The sequence below is a fragment of the Serinibacter arcticus genome (genome assembly GCF_003121705.1).
GTDB lineage: Bacteria > Actinomycetota > Actinomycetes > Actinomycetales > Beutenbergiaceae > Litorihabitans.
The window spans coordinates 462,277-479,681 of sequence record NZ_PYHR01000002.1 but is presented as its reverse complement, the minus strand read 5'-3'; the positions used below and the strand labels follow the sequence as shown (position 1 = coordinate 479,681).

The following is a 17,405-nucleotide window of genomic DNA, read 5'->3' as shown; positions in this document are numbered from 1 at the left end:
TCGCTCCTCCGCGACGACGTATCCTGGCGTGGTGCCGCCCCCCGATGAGCTCCGAGTTCCGTCGCGGGCGACGACCCTCCTCCTCGCGGTGCTCGGCGGCCTCGTCACGGATGCCGCCTTCCCGCAGCGCGGCTGGTGGCCCGCGGCGATGGTCGGCCTGGCGCTCCTCGTGCTCGCCCTGCGCCGCGACAGCGCCCGCTGGGGCTTCCTCGTCGCCCTGACCTGGGGCCTGAGCTTCTTCCTGGTGCACATCTGGTGGGCCAACGAGGCCGTCGGCGTCGTCCCCTGGGCCGCGCTCTCGGTGGCCCAGTCGATCGCCGTCGGGCTGTTCGCGGTGACGTGGATCTGGATCCGCCGGCTCGCGCCCGTCGCCCGCCGGCCCTGGTTGTCCGGCCTGGCGTTCGGCCTCGCCTGGACGACCTGGGAGATCCTCCGCTCGGCCGGCCCCTTCGGAGGCTTCCCGTGGGGCAAGCTCGCGTTCAGCCAGACCGACGGGCCGCTGCTGCGGCTCGCCGCCGTGGGCGGCACCACACTCGTCTCCACGCTCGTCGCCGTCCTCGGCTTCGTCCTCGCGTCGGCGTGGTGGAGCGCGCGACGGCGGCACCCCGCGCGCACGACGGCCGCCGTCCTCGCCCTCGTGGCCGTCCCCGTCGTCTCGCTCGCCGTCCCGCTCGACGTCCGCGCCGAGGCGGGCACCGCCCGCGTCGGGATCGTCCAGGGCAACGTGTCCGAACCGGGGCTCGGCGCCTTCGACAACGCGCGCGAGGTCATCGGCAACCACGCGGACGGGACGATCGGCCTGGCGGCGGACCACGCGGGCGAGCTCGACGTCGTCCTGTGGCCCGAGAACGCGGCCGACTACGACCCCCGCACGGATGCGGAGGCCCGCGAGGCGATCGACGGCGCGGCGACCGCGATCGGCGCGCCGATCATGCTCGGCACCCAGAGCTACACCTTCGGCGACGACGGCCGGGCGGACGCGCGCTACAACGACGTCGTCCTGTGGCAGCCCGGGATCGGTGCCACGGAGGTGTACGCCAAGCAGCACCCGGCCCCCTTCGCCGAGTACATCCCGCTGCGCGACATCGCGCGTCGGTTCTCCGCCGCCGTCGACCTCGTCTCTGTCGACATGGCGCCGGGGACCGAGGTCGGCATCGTGCCCGTGCCGATCGACGGCCGGGACGTGCCGTTCGGCGTCGCGATCTGCTTCGAGGTCGCCTACGACGCGATCGTGCGCGAGTCGGTCGCCCAGGGCGCCGAGGTCATCGTCGTCCCGACCAACAACGCCTCGTTCGGCGAGACCGCCGAGTCGGAGCAACAGCTCGCGATGACCGTCTTCCGCGCTGTCGAGCACGGCCGCGCCGCCGTCCAGGTCTCCACGGTCGGGGTCTCCGGCGTCGTGACCCCGAACGGCGTCGTGACCCAGCGGACCGGGCTCTTCACCGCCGACGCGCTGACGGCGACCCTCGGGCTGCGCACCTCGCTCACCCTGGCGACCCGGATGGGCACGACGCCCGACGTCGTGGTCGTCGCCGCCACGGGGCTGCTCCTGCTCGCCGGCCTCGTCGTGCCGGCGCGACGCCGTCGGCGCTCCGGCTCGGGGTCGTCCGGCCCTGGCTCCACCCCTCGAAAGGCCAAGGTCCGCGCGTGACGTCCACCCCCTCCTCGGACGCGACGGGTGGACCCGGCGCCCCACCGGCCCCGCGGCGCACCCTCGTGATCGTCCCGACCTACGACGAGCGCGCGGCGCTGCCAGGGACGCTCGCCCGGCTGCGGGCCGCGGTCCCGACCGCCGACGTGCTGGTCGTCGACGACGGCAGCCCCGACGGCACGGGGGAGTGGGCGCAGGAGCGTTCGGAGGTCGACCCGCACGTGCACGTCCTCCACCGCAGCGGCAAGGGCGGGCTCGGGCGCGCCTACGTCGCGGGCTTCGGCTGGGCGTTGGAACGGGGCTACGACCTCGTCGTCGAGATGGACGCCGACGCCTCGCACCAGCCCGAGGAGCTGCCCGCGCTGCTCGCGGCGGCCGACGACGAGCGCGTCGCCCTCGTGATCGGCTCCCGGTGGGTGCCGGGCGGGTCGATCGTCAACTGGCCGGCCTACCGCCAGCTCATCTCGCGCGCCGGCACCACCTACGCGCGGCTCGCGCTGCAGCTGCCGGTGAAGGACGCCACCGCCGGCTTCCGCGTCTACCCCGCCTGGGTGCTGCGCGCGCTCCCGCTGGGTGAGGTGACGTCGCAGGGCTACTGCTTCCAGGTCGACATGACTCACCGCGTGCACGCGGCGGGTGGTCGGATCGTCGAGGTGCCGGTGACCTTCGTCGAGCGCGTCGAGGGCGTCTCGAAGATGTCGCGGAGCATCGTGGTGGAGGCGTTCGTCAACGTGACCCGGTGGGGGATGCAGAAAGCCTGGCGCCGTCTCCGACGCCAGGCTTCCGCTCCAGCAGTGCTCAGCCGCGACTGAACGGGGATCCGCTCCCCGAGGTCACGCGCTCTTGCGCAGCGCCCCGGAACGCAGGAGGTCGAGGCGCTCGTTGAGCAGGTCCTCGAGCTCGGCGATGGTCCGACGCTCGAGCAGCATGTCCCAGTGGGTCCGCTGCGGCTTCACCGGGCCGGGCTCCGGCCGCTCGGCGTCGCGCAGCAGCGCCTCGCCGCCGCCCGGGGCCTCCCAGATCGCCGGGATGTCGGCCTCGGCCGAGAACGGGATCACGAGCACGCTGCCGTCCGGGCAGTCGTAGACCGCCTCGACGCGCGGAGCGAACTCGACCCCGACCTCGGACTCCATGCTGTTGGCACCGATCTTCATGCCCCGAAGAGTGCGCTCTGCCATGGTGTTCTCCTCACATTCGGCGTGGTCAGCCCGAGGTCCTCGGTAGGGACCCGGATCAGCCGCCACGCGAGCTTCCAGGGGAGTCAACGCCGAACGGGCCCCGTGTGTTCCACCCGCGCACGTGAAGGTCGGGTGAAGGCCGCCACACGCGTCCACCCGGGGCGGCGTCGCCGGGTGGGTCCCCGAGGTGGTGGGATAGGACCGTGAGCCTCTTCCCCACCCCCGACGCCCGGCCGGCCGTGGTCGTCCCGCTCGCGGGCGCCGACGCGGACGCCGTGCTCGCGCACGCCCGCGAGGTCGCCGCCTCGGGGGCGGACGTCGCCGAGTGGCGGCTGGACACGTGGGGGGCGCACGACGGCGAGGGCGCCCTGGAGATGCTGCCGGCCCTCCGGTCCGCCCTGGGGTCCCTGCCCGTGCTCGCCACCTACCGGTCCCTGGCGGAGGGTGGTCCGGGCGGACTCGACGACGCCGGCTACACGGCCCTCCTGCTCGCGCTCGTCGCCGCTCGGGTCGAGGGTGTCGATGTCGAGCTGAGCCGACCGGACGCCGTCGCGACGGCGATCACCACCGCCGCCCGCGACGCCGGCACGGTGGTCGTCGGGTCGAGCCACGACTTCGCCGGCACCCCGTCGACCGACCGCCTCGGCGCGATCCTCGACTCTCTCGCCGCCCGTGACGCCGACGTGCTGAAGGTGGCCGTGACCGCGTCCGACGGCGGCGACGTCGCCCGCCTGCTCGCCGCCGCGCACACCGCCCGACGCCACGGGCGCCCCGTGCTGCCGATCGCCATGGGCCCGGCCGGCGTCCTGACCCGGATCGCGGGGGAGTGCTGGGGCGCGCCCGCCACGTTCGGCCTCGTGGGCACGGGTTCGGCGCCCGGCCAGGTACCCGTGCCGGAGCTGCGCGACGCCCTCGACGCGATCCACGACGCCCTCACCGCTGCCGACGGCCCGGTGAGCGCGGTGACCGCGTGACGGCCGTGCGCCCCGCCGTCGTGCTGTGCGGCGCGATGGGCTCGGGCAAGAGTGCGGTCGGCCGCCGGCTCGCCACGAGGATCGGGCTACCGTTCCGCGACGTCGACGCGGACGTCGAGGCGAGCGCTGGCCGCACCATCGCCGAGATCTTCGCGAGCGACGGCGAGGCGCACTTCCGCGATCTCGAGCACGACGCCGTGGCGCGCGCCCTGACCGAGCACCCCGGCGTGCTGTCGCTCGGGGGCGGCGCGGTGATGGACCCGCGGACGCAGAGCGTGCTGGCGGACTACCGCGCCGACGGCGGTCTCGTGGTGCTGCTGGACGTCAGCCTCCGCTACGCGATGCACCGCATCGGATCGGCCGCGTCCCGGCCGATGCTCGCGGACGACCCGCGCGAGCGGTGGACCCGCATCCTCGCCGCGCGCCGCCCGACCTACGAGCGGGTGAGCAACCTCGTCGTCGACACCGACCAGCGCACGCTCGGGGCGGTCGTGCGGGAGATCGCGGCGCGGCTCGGGGTGGACGAGGCGGCGTCGCCGGACGAGGGCTGCTGACCCTCCGGACGCGTCGGACCCGTCAGCCGCGTCAGTCGGTGGCCTGCGCGAGCCGACGGCGACGGCGGGTGTCGACCAGGTAGCCGACCGGTCCGAGGATCGGGAGCACCAGCATCCCGAAGAACCACGCGAGGGCCACGATCGAGCGGTCCGTCGAGCGTGACCACACCACGAGCGCCGCCACGAGCAGCCCGACGGCGAGCACACCGAGGGCCGTCCAGGCGAGGTCGTCCGTCGCGGGGAGAGAGGTCACGGGCGCCAGCGTAACGGCGGCCCAGACGGGAGCGGCGCGTCGCCGTCGGACACCGCACAGTTCTGCCGGCGGCGGCAGTCATACTGCTGCACGCCACCTCGGCCGTCCCTGGCCGCCGGGGCGGTCCCGCAGGTCTGACGAGAGAGAACGCGATGACGACGAACCCCACCAGCACCGACGCCCACGTGGCCGACACGCACGACCTGATCCGGGTCGTCGGCGCCAGGGAGAACAACCTGCGCGACATCAGCGTGGAGATCCCGAAGCGCCGGCTCACGGTGTTCACCGGGGTGTCGGGGTCGGGGAAGAGCTCGCTGGTCTTCGGCACGATCGCCGCCGAGTCCCAGCGGATGATCAACGAGACCTACAGCGCGTTCCTGCAGGGGTTCATGCCGAGCCTCGCCCGCCCGGAGGTCGACTACCTCGACGGCCTCACGACCGCGATCATCGTCGACCAGGAGCGGATGGGGGCCAACCCGCGCTCCACCGTCGGGACGGCGACGGACGTCAACGCGATGCTGCGCATCCTGTTCAGCCGGCTCGGCCGGCCCCACATCGGCTCGACCAACGCGTTCTCCTTCAACGTCCCCTCGATCAGCGGCGCCGGGGCGACGACGGTCGAGCGCGGCGGCCGGACGATCAAGAAGCGCGAGTCGTTCACGATCACCGGCGGGATGTGTCCGCGGTGCGAGGGACGCGGCGCGATCTCCGACATCGACCTCACCGAGGTCTACGACGAGAGCCTGTCGCTGAACGAGGGCGCCATCAAGGTGCCCGGCTACACCGCCGACGGCTGGATGGTGAAGATCATCGGCGCCTCGGGCTTCGTCGACCCGACCAGGCCGATCCGCGACTACACGGCGCGCGAGCTCGACGACTTCCTCTACCACGAGGCCACGAAGGTCAAGCTCGAGGGGTCGAACATGACCTACGAGGGTCTGATCCCGAAGATCCAGAAGTCCTTCCTCGCCAAGGACCGCGAGGCGATGCAGCCGCACGTGCGGGCCTTCGTCGACCGGATCGCCACGTTCGCCACCTGCCCGGACTGCGACGGCACCCGCCTCAACGAGGGCGCACGCTCGGCGAAGATCAGGGGGCTGAGCATCGCCGACGTCTGCCAGCTCCAGATCAGCGACCTCGCCGCCTGGGTGAGGGATCTGGACGAGCCCGGCATGGCGCCGCTCCTGACGGGTCTGCAGCACACGCTCGACTCGTTCGTCGAGATCGGTCTCGGCTACCTGTCGCTGGATCGTCCCTCCGGCACGCTGTCAGGCGGCGAGGCCCAGCGCACCAAGATGATCCGGCACCTCGGCTCCTCGCTCACCGACGTCACCTACGTGTTCGACGAGCCGACGATCGGCCTCCACCCGCACGACATCCAGCGCATGAACCAGCTGCTGCTGCAGCTGCGGGACAAGGGCAACACCGTGCTCGTCGTCGAGCACAAGCCGGAGACGATCGCGATCGCCGACCACGTCGTCGACCTCGGACCCGGCGCCGGTACCAAGGGCGGCACGATCTGCTTCGAGGGGTCGCTGGAGGACCTGCGCGCGAGCGACACCGTCACCGGCCGGCACCTGGACGACCGCTCGGAGCTGAAGCCCTCGGTGCGAACACCCACCGGGGCGCTGGAGATCCGCGGGGCGGCGACCCACAACCTCCGCGACGTCGACGTCGACATCCCCCTCGGCGTGCTCGTGGTCGTCACGGGCGTGGCGGGGTCGGGCAAGAGCTCGCTGATCCACTCCTCGATCCCGGGCAGGGCCGGGGTCATCTCCATCGACCAGGGCGCGATCAAGGGCTCCCGGCGCAGCAACCCCGCGACCTACACCGGGCTCCTCGAGCCGATCCGCAAGGCCTTCGCCAAGGCGAACGGCGTCAAGCCGGCGCTGTTCAGCTCCAACTCCGAGGGAGCCTGCCCGACCTGCAACGGCAACGGCCTCATCTTCACCGACCTCGGGATGATGGCGACCGTGTCGACCGTCTGCGAGGAGTGCGAGGGCAAGCGGTTCCAGGCCGAGGTCCTCGAGTACACGCTCGGGGGGCTGAACATCGCCGACGTGCTGGCGCTGCCGGTGGACGAGGCCGTCGGCTACTTCGCGGCGGGGGAGGCGAGGATCCCGGCGGCGCACACGATCGTCGAGCGGCTCTCCGACGTCGGGCTCGGCTACCTGAGCCTCGGTCAGCCGCTGAACACGCTCTCGGGCGGTGAGCGGCAACGCCTCAAGCTCGCGACCCACATGGGCGACAAGGGTGGGGTCTACGTGCTGGACGAGCCGACCACTGGCCTCCACCTCGCCGATGTCGAGCAGCTCCTCGGACTGCTGGACCGCCTGGTGGAGTCGGGCAAGTCGGTCATCGTCATCGAGCACCACCAGGCCGTGATGGCGCACGCCGACTGGATCGTCGACCTGGGGCCGGGGGCGGGGCACGACGGCGGCCGGGTCGTCTTCGAGGGGACGCCGGCCGACCTCGTCGCGGCGGGCTCCACGCTGACCGGGAAGCACCTGGCCGAGTACGTCGGAGCCTGAGATGGGGCGACGCGCGAGCCCGGACGGGAGACGCCCCGGTCCCCACCGCACGGTGGGGACCGGGGCGTTCGTCGTGCGGGCCCGACGTCCGATCGTCAGGAGGCGACGTCGTCCTCGAACACGCCGGCGAGCAGCGCCTTGGCGTGCGGACGACCGATCTCGATCTGCGGACCGTTCACGCGGAGCGTGACGCGGCGGTCGTGCGCCACCAGCCGCATGCTGAGGTCGCCCTGGACGGCCTCGATGCGCAGGGTGGAGCCCTCCGAGAGGACCTTGCCGACCCAGCCCTGGCGGGCGAGGCGGCGGGTCAGCCCGCGCGTGACCTCGGGCGTCGGGGACTCACCGTGCACGCGGACGGTGTAGGAGGCCACGACGGCGCTGGGGCGCTCGCCGGCGGCCCAGCGCGTGGTCGCCCAGTCGCTCGTCATGCCGAGCAGGCGGCAGATCCGGTCGCCCTCGCCGCGCAGCCGCGTGATCTCGGCGTCCAGACGTGCGAGGTCGAGGTCGGTGGTGGGGAGCAGCCGCGTCGTGGAGCCGCCCGACTCCAGCGGCTGGAGAAGGGTCAGACGGGGGTGGCGCATGGGGGAGACGTAACCGGTCATGGCGTCAGACCTTTCGGGAGGGGCAGAGGGGGGACAGGTCGTGGGAGACGCGGAGGTGGCGCTCGAGGAACGGGACACCGGTGGCGCGCTCGAGCGCCGGAACGGTGTGCTCGTCGAGGTGGGCCAGCACGAGGGCCGTCGCCCGCGGGGAGCGGGTGAGGCACTCGACGTGGAGCGTGGGGGAGTGGGGTTCGCCGTCGACCACGATCGTGAGCTCGGCGTCGAGCTGGTGGGCGATGCGCAGCTGCTCGGCGCGGGCCACCCGCGCGGCCGCCGTGGGGTGGGGGCGCGACCAGTCCGCCCGCTCGTCCTCGAGCAGGTCGTGGTGGTCGGTGAGGACCGCTGTCATCGGATCTCCTGAGTGCTCATCGCCGGGCCGGTAGCGCCGACCACATCGCTTTGCTTCGATCCACTAATCGTTCGGTAAACTATCTATCACGGAACGACGACACGGCGCTAGTTGAACCTTGAACCGGTGTCATCTGAAAGGATCGACCATGACCACTCAAGACGCGGGTGGAGCCGGCTACTGGTACCCCGAGCTGACAGGAGCGCCGGGACCGGTGGACCTCCTGAACCTGCTGCGCCGGTACCGCGACGCCGAACGCCGCATGCGACAGAGAACGCAGGACTCGATGCGGATGGGGGAGACCGACCTCGTCGCACTCCGCTTCCTCGCGCGGGCCCGCCAGCGCGGCGCGATCGTGAGACAGAAGGAGCTCGCCGAGGCCCTGGAGATCACCGGGTCGTCGGCCAGCGCTCTCGTCGACCGCCTGGAGCGTGACGGCTACGTCCAGCGCACCCCGCACCCGGAGGACCGACGATCGGTGGCGCTCGTGCCCACCGACCGGATGGACGGTGAGGTGCGCGGGACGCTGGGCGCGATGCACAAGCGGATGCTCGCGGTCGCCGAGGACTTGTCCCCGGAGGAGCGCGAGGCCGTCGGCCGGTTCCTCATCGGGCTCGCCGCGAGCCTCGACGTCGTCGACCCGCCGGAGGAGGTCGAGCACACCGATCCGCTCGACGTCGTGCCCCAGGGACCCGACGCGACAGCGGTCTGAGCGTCGGTGACGTCGACGCCCGGGCGAGAGGCGTGACGGTCGGCGTCCTGGAGCCCGGCTTCGAGGTGTAGGCGTCAGTCCCGACGGCGGAGGTCGTCGCGGTCGAGGGTCCGGTCGTCGGGACGCAGCGCGGGACTGCCCGTCCCGGTGCGCTCGCGCATCCCGGCCACGACGTCCAGCATGGCCTCGCCCGCTGTCCGCTGCGGGGACCACCCGAGCGAGCGGATCCGCGTCGTGTCCAGGATCGGGGCGTTCATCGCCATGTCCAGCCAGCCCGGGTCGGCGGCGACCGCGCGCGTGCGCCACCCCAGGTCGACGGCGGCGCGCACCAGGGCCGGAGCGAGCTCCACGAGGCGCCCCGAGCCGAGCAGATCAGCGAGATCGTGGCCGGTGAGCACCGGGTCGGCGGCCACGTTGAAGGCCCCGGAGGCACGGTGCCGCACGACGACGGCGTACGCGGCCGCGACGTCGTCGGCGTGCGTCGCCTGGAGTCGCAGGCCCCGGGGGAGCGGCAGCACCGGCAGGGGGCGGGACAGGAGCGCACGCAGCGGCGCCACGGGTCCGACGAAGAGGCGGGCGATCTCGGCGCCGGCGTCGCGCTGGAACACCAGCGACGTCCGCATGCGGGCCACGGCCACGTCGGGATGGGCCGCGGCGAGCTCGTCGAGCAGGCGCTCCTGCGCCGCCTTGTCGACGCTGTAGTGCGAGGTGCGGACGCCCGCGGTGGCGAACGTCTCCGTCCGCGGCGTCGGCCCGGGCGAGGGGGAGTAGGCGGCGACCGAGCTCGCCACGACAACCTGGGGCACGCCGGCCGCGACGGCCGCACCGGTCACCCGGCGGGTGCCCTCCACGTTGGTACGGCGGACGACGTCGCGGCGCGTGTTGGGCTGGATCGCCCAGACCAGGTGGACCACGGTGTCGTAACCCGCGAAGGCCTGCGTCAGCGCGCGCACGGCCTCACGACCGTCCGGCTCGGCGACGTCGCAGGTGAGCCACTCGGCCTCGTCGTATGGGGATCCGGAGGGTCGACGCCGCGAGACGCCGAGCACGTGGTCGACCTCGGGATCGGTGTGCAGGGCGCGCAGCAGCGCGGTCCCGACGTTCCCGCTGGCGCCGACGACGGCGATGCGGCGACCGGTCATGCGACCTCCTGACGGCATGCCCCTGTCCCTTCACGCTACGTCGGGCGAAGGTAGGAGTCGATGACGGTGACGACGGCCTGGGCGGCTCGACGCCGACGGGCACCCTCGGTGACCGAGCTCGCGTTCGAGCTGCTGCGACGCGTCCACGGACACGGGTGCGCCACCGAGGCTGCTCCCGCCGTCGTCTCGCGCGCAGCGGATCTCGGGCATCGTCGGCTGCGAGCGTCGGTGCGGGTGTGGAACCTCGCGTCTCGGCGTGTCCTGGCGAGGTCGGGTTCGAGGAGTCCGGCGAGGTCGAGTCCGATGCGGTTCACGGCGACAGCGCGATGTTGCTGCTCACCGTCGACAACGACGGCCACGCGCACCGCCGATAATGAACATTATGTCATTACGTACCGGTGAGCGACGCTAGGCCTCTCCGGCCTCGCCCCCACCGGACCACCCGTCGCCCACCCGCCCGAATCGGGCGAGGCAGTGCCAGACCTGCTTGATCGTCTGCACCGGGGCAGCGCCGGTTCGAGCGGCGTCACCGAGAACTCGTGGGGTCAGCTCGGGTCCGAGCGATCGAGCCAGCTCGACGACGGGCCCGCCGCGGTACTCGGGATCGATGTCGTCGGGTGACGCTCGAAAACCGGGGTGGAACTCGATCCGGCATCCCAGACGCTCTGCCACGGATTCCACGTCGGTGCCGATGTAGCACGGGTCCAGCACGACGGCCTCGGCATCCGTGCTGAACGCGACGGGACCGTGAACCTGCGCCTCGACGTAGTCGTCGAGGTCGTCGAGGCCCGACTCGTCAGCCGCGCGGCACAGGCGCGGGAGCAGCGCGGCGTCCCCGAGGTGCACCGGCTCCCGGACCGAGTCCGGGAAGCAGAAGGTCGAGCGTCGGACCGCCTCGGGGCGCAGGCGCACGTAGGACGAGCCGAAGCGGATCGCGCCGCCGAACGGATCGGCTCGCCGGTTCCACGCCCCGTAGACCGGACGCCAGGACGGCGGTGCCTCGTCGTACCGCCCGGAGAACAGCCGACTCTCCCACCGCCAGCGGTCGCCCCCGGGGAACGCCGTCAGGCCGCCGTTCGAGATCCCGGTGACGAACTGGGACCTGTAGCGTCGGTCGGCCGCCATCGACTCGATCACCGTGCGGGGTCCGTGCGGCCAGTCCGGGTGGAACTGCAGCGTGACGGCCCGCACGGGATCGGCCGGCGGCCGGTCGCGCCGGCCCTGCCGTCGTTCGCCCGTGGACCCGGTCATGAACGGATCCTACGAAGGCTGGGCAGGGCGGGTCGCCGTCGAGTACTTGCTCCGGTCGCCCGGGGGCGCCCCCTCCCCCCGGTCCCCCGGCGCGTCGGTGCGCGTGCGCGTGGCGCGTCAGGCGGCGCGTCGAGCCGCCAGCTCGCCGCCCACCCGCGCGGCCGACCGCTCGGCGTCCTCACGCATCGCGGCGGCGGCATCGGTGAACGCGTCGAGCGCCGGGTTGACGCCGACGAGCGTGAACTCGCGCTCGACCACGGTGACGTCGGCGCCCCAGACGTCGGACAGGATCCGGCGGACGTAGTCCGTGCCGTGGTCCCACCCTCGCGGGGCGTCCCCGCGCCGTAGGAGCCGCCTCGCGTGACCACCAGCACCGCCGTCCGCCCCTCCAGGGGCGGGCACCCGGTCCCGCCCCGACCACGACGAGGTCGATCCAGGCCTTGAGGTGCTGGGAGACGCCGAAGTTGTACAGCGGGACCGTCAGCACGAGGTGATCGGCCCGCTCGAGCTCGGCCACGAGCTCCTGTGCCAGCGCCACGGCGCGGTGCTGGTCCTCGCTGCGCTCGTCCAGGGGCTTGAACCCCGCCCCGACGGCCGCGCCCCACGCGTCGGAGGGCAGGGGGTTCTCCCCCAGGTGGCGGCGGACGACCTCCGCCTCGGGGTGGGCGGACGCGAACTCCCCCACGACCACATCGGCCAGCGCGCTGCCGGCGGACCTCTCGCCCTGGATGCTCGAGTCGATGCGCAGCAGTGTCATACGGGTCTCCGATGGTCGTATTGAATGTTCAACACAGACGCTACGTCGCCCGACTTGAATGTTCAAGTCGGGCTAGACTGCGAGGGTGACCGAGGTAGAGACCGGGCAGGCGACGCAGGACGCGCCGTGGCTGACCCCCGAGCAGCAGCAGGAGTGGCGCGCGCTCATGGAGCTGGTCACCGTCCTGCCCGGGGCCATCGACGTCCAGCTCCGTCGCGATGCCGGGATCAACACCTTCGAGTACCAGATCCTCGCGGTCCTGTCCTCGCAGCCGCGGTGCACCCAGGGGCTGTCGGACCTGGCGGCCGCGGTCCTGGGGTCGCCGTCACGGCTCTCGCACGCGCTGACCCGCCTCCAACGAGCGGGCTGGGTCGAGCGCCGTGACTGCACCGAGCTCGGCGGCCGACGGGCCGAGGCGACGCTGACGGAGGGCGGGCTGGCCAAGATCCGCGACACCGCCCCCGGCCACGTCCGGGAGGTCCGCCGCCTCGTCGTCGACACCCTCACGGCCGCGGAGCTCGAGGCGCTCGGCGCGATCGCCCGCAAGATCGTCGCGGGCCCCGTCGCCGCCGACGTCCACGTCTGCACCGAGCAGTCCTGACGCCCTCGTCACGCCCGGCGGTCAGCCGGGGTCGCTCCGAGCGCGCTAGTGCTCGTCGTGCGCGCGGCGGTGGAGCGGCGCGCGCGCCCGCAACCCGGCCCCGTCGAGCAGCCCCGCGTGCCTGAGGCAGAAGACCACGCGCTGCGCCAGGACAAGCGGGAGCCGGAGCGCCCTCGCGAGCTCCGCCGTCGTGAACTCCCCTGCCGGCAGAGCGCCCGGCAGCAGCGTGAGCAGGTCCGCGGGGCGGCGCACCTCGTGCCGCTCGAGGATCGCGGTCAGGTGACGCACGCCCGGATCACGACGACGGCGTCCCGACGTGCTCCGTGCCGGCTCCGCCCCGCGGACGTGGTCCTCCGCGCAGAGCACGACCTCCAGCACGAGGTTCGGGTGACCGATCAGCGTGGGGAAGGCGACGAGCCGGTCGAACACGTCCACGGGTCGACCCGCGCGGGGCGATCGACGCTCCGAGAGCACCGCTCCCCCGGCGTCGATCCGCACCACCCGTCGCCGCGCCGGGACCGGGAACACGACGCGCATCCGACGGGTGTCGAGCAGCCCGTCGAGCTTGTCGCCGAGCGGCGCGAAGCTGCCGGTCTGCACCTCGACCAGCTCGCCGTCGGCGCGGACGAGGTCGATCACCCACCGGCCGACCCGGACCTCGAAGGCGTCGTCCGGAGCCGCCAGCTCGCGCTTGAGCGCGGCGTGCAGCGGCCCCTCCCGCAGCTCCCCGATGCTCACCGCGACGCCGGATCCCGACCGGCCCCGGCACCACCGTCGACGCGACCGTCCCGCGGACCGAAGGCTCGCAGCGCGTCGGCATCGCTGTTCGCCGCGCCGACGTACTCGCGCGCCCAGCGCTGCACCTGCGGGTAGGTCGAGCCGGCGACGACGGCGGCCACCGCGGCCTCGACGTCGATCTCGACGCGGTGCAGGGCCACGGAGCCGTCCGCGAGGATCGCGAACGCGCCGCCGGCGACGCCGTACGGCATCCCGACGCTGCCGGGGTTGACCACCAGGCGTCGGTCGACGAGCCGGACGAACGGCATGTGGGTGTGGCCGCACACCACGGTCCGCACCTGCGCGGGCAGGTCGGCGAGGACCTCGGCCCAGCGCTCCAGCCGGGTGTCGACGAGCACGACCTCCTCGTCGTCGCGGGGCGTGCCGTGGCAGAACACGACCGGACCGAAGCCGTCGACCTCCAGCGTCACCGGGTGCGGGAGCGAGGCGAGGAGGTCGAGGTGGTGCGGCCGGAGCTCGCGCGCAGCCCACCCCACCACGGGATCGGGCAGGTCGACGTCCTCACCGCGTGCAGCCGCGAGCAGCTCCCGGTCGGCGTTCCCGCGGACGAGCACGACGGCGGGCAGTGCGGCCAGGCGGTCGAGCACCTGCGTGGGCTGGGGTCCGGCGGCGTGGTCGCCGCAGACCACGACGGCGTCGGCGCCGACCACGAGCGGATGGGCGAGCACCGCGTCGAGCACGGGGAGCACGCCGTGGACGTCGGAGAGCACCGCGACCGTCCTGACCATGGGCGACACCCTGCCACGGCGGCCCCCTGCCTCGCGGCGACGCGCCGGCGGACGGGGCCTCAGCCCGCCGTCAGCCTCCGGATCGCGGCCCGCATCCCGGTCACGTCGTACGGCTCCGTGGACAGGGCCGCGTGCAGCGTCGCGCCCTCGATGAAGACGTCGACGAACGCCGCGATGTCGGCCGGGAGGTGCTCCGCGAGGCTCGTCCGGCTCGTGTCCATCCAGCGCTGCGTCAGCACCCGGTACTCGGGACGGCGCAGTGCCAGGGAGTACAGCTCGACCATGAGCACGAGCTCGCGCGTGTCCCCCGCGACGAGGTTCTCGATGATGCGGGCGACGCCCTCCGCCGGATCGTCGGCGTGGCCAGCCAGGATGCCGGCGAAGGTCTCGCTGCCGTGCTCGGCCACCCGCTCGAACGCCAGCAGGAAGAGCTCGTCGAGCCCGTCGAAGTGGTACGTCAGCGACCCGAGCGGGACGTCGGCCGCGCGCGCGATGAGCCTGACCGTGGTGCCGGCGACGCCGCGGTCGGCGATCACGTCGACCGCGGCGTCGATGATCCGGTTGCGGCGGTCGGGGTCCGTCCGGCGGGCACGACGCACCGCGGGTGCTGCACCGGCTGCGTTCGACATGATCCCGAGCATAGACTGTGTACGTGCGAACATATCGGGCGGACACGTCCGTTCCTCCCTCCCTCCGGCGCTGGCGCGCCTCGCTCTACGCGACGTTCGTGGTCTTCGGGCTCTCGTTGGCCTCGTGGGTCACGCGGACGCCGGCCATCCGCGACGCCGTCGGGGCGTCCACCGCGGAGATGGGACTCCTCCTGCTCGGGCTGTCGATCGGGTCGATGGCCGGCGTGCTCAGCTCCGGAGCGCTCGTGCAGCGACTCGGCTGCCGCCCCGTCGCGATCGCCGGTTGCGCGAGCATCACCCTCGGCATGCTCGCCATCACCGTGGGAGCAGGAACCGGATCGGCGCCGGCGATCTTCCTCGGCCTCCTGCTCTTCGGGCTCGGGATGGGGCTGTCGGAGATCGCGCTGAACATCGAGGGCGCCGCCGTCGAGAAGGCCCTGGGGCGCGCCGTGCTCCCGATCCTGCACGGATGCTTCAGCCTCGGCACCGTCGTCGGCGCCCTGGGCGGCATCCTCGCGACCGCCGTCGACGTCAGCCCGTTCTGGCACCTGCTGGCCGTCACGGTCGCCGGCCTCGCGATCGTCGCCGGGGCGCTGCCGGGACTGCCCGCCCGCACGGGTCAGCGGACGACGGCGACGGCGATCGACCCCACGCGCGACGCCGTCGAGGTTCCCGCGGCGCCGGTGGCCCCCGCGGCGACGATGCTGCAGGTGCTGCGGCGCCCCACCGTCGTGCTGCTCGGCGTCCTCATCCTGGGCATGGCCCTCGCGGAGGGAGCGGCCAACGACTGGCTCCCGCTGATCATGGTCGACGGCCACGGCCTCGACCCCACGGTCGGCTCGCTCGTCTACACGGGCTTCGCCGTCGCGATGACGACCGGACGGTTCGCCGGGGCCTGGTTCCTCGACCGGTTCGGACGCGGTCCGGTCCTCCTCGCGAGCGTGCTGACCGCCGCCGTCGGGATCGCCGGCGTGGTCTTCTCCCCGTCGCCCGTGCTCGCCGGGGTCGCGGTGCTGTTCTGGGGCCTCGGTGCCTCGCTGGGCTTCCCCGTCGTCATCTCCGCCGCCGGCGACCACCCGACGGACTCGGCCGCGCAGGTGAGCGCCGTCGCGACGGCGGGCTACATCGCCTTCCTCGTCGGGCCGCCCCTGCTGGGACTGCTCGGCGAGCACCACGGCCTGCGCAACGCGATGCTCGCGGTGCTCGCTCTCGTCGTCGCGGCGGCCCTCGTCGCGCGACCGGCCATGCGCGTCCCGGACCCGGCCCCCGCCGACGACGACCACTCCCCCACCGACCGATCCGACGACCGCGCCCTGGAGGCCTCGTGACCACGCCCGAGCAGATGCACCAGATCCTCAACGACGGTTCGCTCTACGTCGACTACGGCCCCGGCCTGGAGTGGCTCGAGGCCGAACGTCTCGCGGGCAAGGAGCGCATCCACGACTACAACGCCACCCGCCCGGGCGAGTCCGCGCGGCGGGAGCAGCTCCTGACGGAGATCCTCGGCTCGGTCGGCCCGGGCGCCTGGATCGAGCCGCCGCTGCACGCCTCCTACGGCACCCACGTCCACGTGGGGGCGGACTTCTACGCGAACTTCGGGCTGACGCTCGTCGACGACGCCGAGGTCCGCATCGGCGATCGCGTGATGATCGCGCCGCACGTGACCATCTCGACGGCGGGACATCCGGTGCATCCCGCCTCCCGGACCGGCGGCACCCAGTTCTCCCGCCCCGTGACGATCGGCGACGACGTGTGGATCGGCGCGGGCGTCGTCATCCTCCCCGGGGTCACGATCGGGGCGGGCTCCGTGGTCGGCGCCGGGAGCGTCGTCACGCGCGACGTCCCGCCGATGGTGGTGGCCGTCGGGTCGCCGTGCCGCGTGCTGCGCACCGTGACCGAGGCGGATCGCACGCCCGGCGGCCCCGTTGTCGGTGGTCACCCCTAACCTGGCGCCATGACGATCATCCTCGTTCCCGGCCCACGCCTCGACGGCGCGCTGCTCGAGTCGGTCGTCCGGGCATGAGTACGCGCTGGGGGCTGCTACTGCGGGGCGTCAACGTGGGCGGCGTGAAGGTCACGTCGGCGGCCCTGCGCGAGTCGCTCTCCACGGCTGGCTTCGCGGACGTGCGGACGGTGCTCGCGAGCGGCAACGCGCTCGTCACCGACGCGTCGAGCACGGCAGCAGGGGCGACGGCGGCCACCGTGCGTGCACGCGCGGAGGCGGCGCTGCTGGCGACGTTCGACCGTGAGGTCCGCGTGATCGTGCGCACGCAGGAGGAGCTGGCCGCCGTGGCGGCGGCCTGCCCCTACGCGTCGGACTCGACGACCCACCACGCCTACGTGGTGTTCTTCGCCGATCGCGAGGCGGCCTCGGCCTCCTACGAGCAGCTCGGTGCTGCGCTCGCCGACCCTCCGGGTCGTGAGGTCGACGCCGACGAGCAGATCGCGCTGGGTGACGGCGTCGTCTACTGGTGGTGTCCGCGCGGCTCGTCGCTGTCGACGCCGGTGTCGAAGGCGACCGACAAGCACTCGCGCGGGGTGCTCACCACCACGAGGAACCTGCGCACCGTGCTGAGGCTGACGGCAGGCTGATCGACCGATCGGCGGCCGGCTGATCGTGCCTTGGCAGCCGAGAACGGGCGACGCCCACGACCGGATGGCGGTCGTGGGCGTCGGAAGGACGTGGAGGCCGTCG

21 protein-coding genes and 1 pseudogene are annotated in these 17,405 nt (G+C 73.2%); 11 read left to right on the top strand and 11 right to left on the bottom strand.

Annotation, left to right across the window (positions count from 1 at the left end; genetic code table 11):
• Positions 1-31: 31 nt before the first annotated feature.
• Both lnt and C8046_RS02310 read left to right on the top strand, forming a co-directional pair.
• Positions 32-1,651 carry an apolipoprotein N-acyltransferase gene (gene lnt / locus C8046_RS02315; protein ID WP_199224371.1) on the top strand — a complete coding sequence of 540 codons (1,620 nt, stop codon included), beginning with the start codon at positions 32-34 and terminating at the stop codon, positions 1,649-1,651.
• Complete coding sequence (locus tag C8046_RS02310; RefSeq protein WP_109228093.1) at positions 1,648-2,463, top strand: polyprenol monophosphomannose synthase; 816 nt, start codon at positions 1,648-1,650, stop codon at positions 2,461-2,463. The genes lnt and C8046_RS02310 overlap by 4 nt, the downstream gene beginning before the upstream one ends.
• A gap of 21 nt (positions 2,464-2,484) precedes the next feature.
• Here the strand turns inward: C8046_RS02310 and C8046_RS02305 are convergent, their stop codons facing one another.
• Positions 2,485-2,829: an RNA polymerase-binding protein RbpA gene (locus C8046_RS02305; protein ID WP_109228092.1), complete on the bottom strand. Its 345-nt coding sequence runs from the start codon at positions 2,827-2,829 to the stop codon at positions 2,485-2,487.
• A gap of 203 nt (positions 2,830-3,032) precedes the next feature.
• Between C8046_RS02305 and aroD the strand changes: the two genes are divergently transcribed.
• Both aroD and C8046_RS02295 read left to right on the top strand, forming a co-directional pair.
• A complete protein-coding gene (gene aroD, locus C8046_RS02300; protein ID WP_109228091.1) occupies positions 3,033-3,803 on the top strand; it encodes a type I 3-dehydroquinate dehydratase in 771 nt (256 codons plus the stop codon).
• Complete coding sequence (locus tag C8046_RS02295) at positions 3,800-4,357, top strand: shikimate kinase (RefSeq protein WP_235866037.1); 558 nt, start codon at positions 3,800-3,802, stop codon at positions 4,355-4,357. The genes aroD and C8046_RS02295 overlap by 4 nt, the downstream gene beginning before the upstream one ends.
• A gap of 31 nt (positions 4,358-4,388) precedes the next feature.
• Here C8046_RS02295 and C8046_RS02290 read toward each other — a convergent pair whose 3' ends face one another.
• Positions 4,389-4,610: a PLDc N-terminal domain-containing protein gene (locus C8046_RS02290; protein WP_235866036.1), complete on the bottom strand. Its 222-nt coding sequence runs from the start codon at positions 4,608-4,610 to the stop codon at positions 4,389-4,391.
• Positions 4,611-4,762: 152 nt separating this feature from the next.
• Between C8046_RS02290 and C8046_RS02285 the strand changes: the two genes are divergently transcribed.
• The gene (locus tag C8046_RS02285) at positions 4,763-7,141 is read left to right on the top strand and encodes an ATP-binding cassette domain-containing protein (protein ID WP_109228089.1); all 2,379 of its coding nucleotides are present in this window, start codon (positions 4,763-4,765) and stop codon (positions 7,139-7,141) included.
• A 95-nt stretch (positions 7,142-7,236) separates the two neighbouring features.
• Here the strand turns inward: C8046_RS02285 and C8046_RS02280 are convergent, their stop codons facing one another.
• Entirely contained in the window at positions 7,237-7,743 is a 507-nt protein-coding gene (locus C8046_RS02280; protein WP_109228088.1) for a hypothetical protein, read from the bottom strand.
• Positions 7,744-7,747: 4 nt separating this feature from the next.
• Positions 7,748-8,092 carry a hypothetical protein gene (locus tag C8046_RS02275; RefSeq protein ID WP_109228087.1) on the bottom strand — a complete coding sequence of 115 codons (345 nt, stop codon included), beginning with the start codon at positions 8,090-8,092 and terminating at the stop codon, positions 7,748-7,750.
• Positions 8,093-8,240: 148 nt separating this feature from the next.
• On the opposite strand from C8046_RS02275, the gene C8046_RS02270 reads away from it, so the two are divergent.
• Positions 8,241-8,804, top strand: a complete 564-nt coding sequence (locus C8046_RS02270; RefSeq protein WP_109228086.1) for a MarR family winged helix-turn-helix transcriptional regulator — start codon at positions 8,241-8,243, stop codon at positions 8,802-8,804.
• 74 nt (positions 8,805-8,878) lie between these two features.
• On the opposite strand, the gene C8046_RS02265 is transcribed toward C8046_RS02270, so the two are convergent.
• Positions 8,879-9,946 (bottom strand): NAD-dependent epimerase/dehydratase family protein, encoded by a 1,068-nt coding sequence (locus tag C8046_RS02265; RefSeq protein ID WP_109228085.1) that lies wholly within the window; start codon positions 9,944-9,946, stop codon positions 8,879-8,881.
• A 60-nt stretch (positions 9,947-10,006) separates the two neighbouring features.
• Here C8046_RS02265 and C8046_RS02260 point away from each other — a divergent pair, with 60 nt between their 5' ends.
• Complete coding sequence (locus C8046_RS02260) at positions 10,007-10,348, top strand: GNAT family N-acetyltransferase (RefSeq protein ID WP_235866035.1); 342 nt, start codon at positions 10,007-10,009, stop codon at positions 10,346-10,348.
• Positions 10,349-10,354: 6 nt separating this feature from the next.
• Here the strand turns inward: C8046_RS02260 and C8046_RS02255 are convergent, their stop codons facing one another.
• The 3 genes and pseudogenes from C8046_RS02255 to C8046_RS19075 form a co-directional block, all read right to left on the bottom strand.
• Positions 10,355-11,197 (bottom strand): DUF3626 domain-containing protein, encoded by an 843-nt coding sequence (locus tag C8046_RS02255; RefSeq protein ID WP_109228084.1) that lies wholly within the window; start codon positions 11,195-11,197, stop codon positions 10,355-10,357.
• Between the two features lie 117 nt (positions 11,198-11,314).
• Entirely contained in the window at positions 11,315-11,599 is a 285-nt protein-coding gene (locus tag C8046_RS19080) for a hypothetical protein (RefSeq protein ID WP_235866490.1), read from the bottom strand.
• 40 nt (positions 11,600-11,639) lie between these two features.
• Positions 11,640-11,954, bottom strand: a pseudogene (locus tag C8046_RS19075) (NAD(P)H-dependent oxidoreductase); the annotation flags it as partial.
• A gap of 85 nt (positions 11,955-12,039) precedes the next feature.
• Here C8046_RS19075 and C8046_RS02245 point away from each other — a divergent pair.
• Positions 12,040-12,555 (top strand): MarR family winged helix-turn-helix transcriptional regulator, encoded by a 516-nt coding sequence (locus C8046_RS02245; RefSeq protein WP_199224370.1) that lies wholly within the window; start codon positions 12,040-12,042, stop codon positions 12,553-12,555.
• Positions 12,556-12,600: 45 nt separating this feature from the next.
• Here C8046_RS02245 and C8046_RS02240 read toward each other — a convergent pair whose 3' ends face one another.
• From C8046_RS02240 to C8046_RS02230, 3 genes are read right to left on the bottom strand one after another with little or no spacing between them, the layout of a single operon-like run.
• A complete protein-coding gene (locus C8046_RS02240) occupies positions 12,601-13,293 on the bottom strand; it encodes a hypothetical protein (protein ID WP_109228083.1) in 693 nt (230 codons plus the stop codon).
• Complete coding sequence (locus C8046_RS02235; protein WP_109228082.1) at positions 13,290-14,081, bottom strand: metallophosphoesterase family protein; 792 nt, start codon at positions 14,079-14,081, stop codon at positions 13,290-13,292. Before C8046_RS02235 ends, C8046_RS02240 begins: the two co-directional genes overlap by 4 nt.
• A gap of 59 nt (positions 14,082-14,140) precedes the next feature.
• The gene (locus C8046_RS02230) at positions 14,141-14,710 is read right to left on the bottom strand and encodes a TetR/AcrR family transcriptional regulator (protein WP_109230675.1); all 570 of its coding nucleotides are present in this window, start codon (positions 14,708-14,710) and stop codon (positions 14,141-14,143) included.
• Between the two features lie 23 nt (positions 14,711-14,733).
• On the opposite strand from C8046_RS02230, the gene C8046_RS02225 reads away from it, so the two are divergent.
• The 3 genes from C8046_RS02225 (at position 14,734) to C8046_RS02215 (ending at position 17,302) form a co-directional block, all read left to right on the top strand.
• On the top strand, positions 14,734-16,038 hold the full coding sequence (locus C8046_RS02225; RefSeq protein ID WP_109230674.1) for an MFS transporter: 1,305 nt from the start codon (positions 14,734-14,736) through the stop codon (positions 16,036-16,038).
• Entirely contained in the window at positions 16,035-16,655 is a 621-nt protein-coding gene (locus tag C8046_RS19865; RefSeq protein WP_328587563.1) for a sugar O-acetyltransferase, read from the top strand. Before C8046_RS02225 ends, C8046_RS19865 begins: the two co-directional genes overlap by 4 nt.
• A gap of 74 nt (positions 16,656-16,729) precedes the next feature.
• On the top strand, positions 16,730-17,302 hold the full coding sequence (locus C8046_RS02215; protein WP_109228081.1) for a DUF1697 domain-containing protein: 573 nt from the start codon (positions 16,730-16,732) through the stop codon (positions 17,300-17,302).
• The last annotated feature ends 103 nt before the right edge of the window (positions 17,303-17,405 follow it).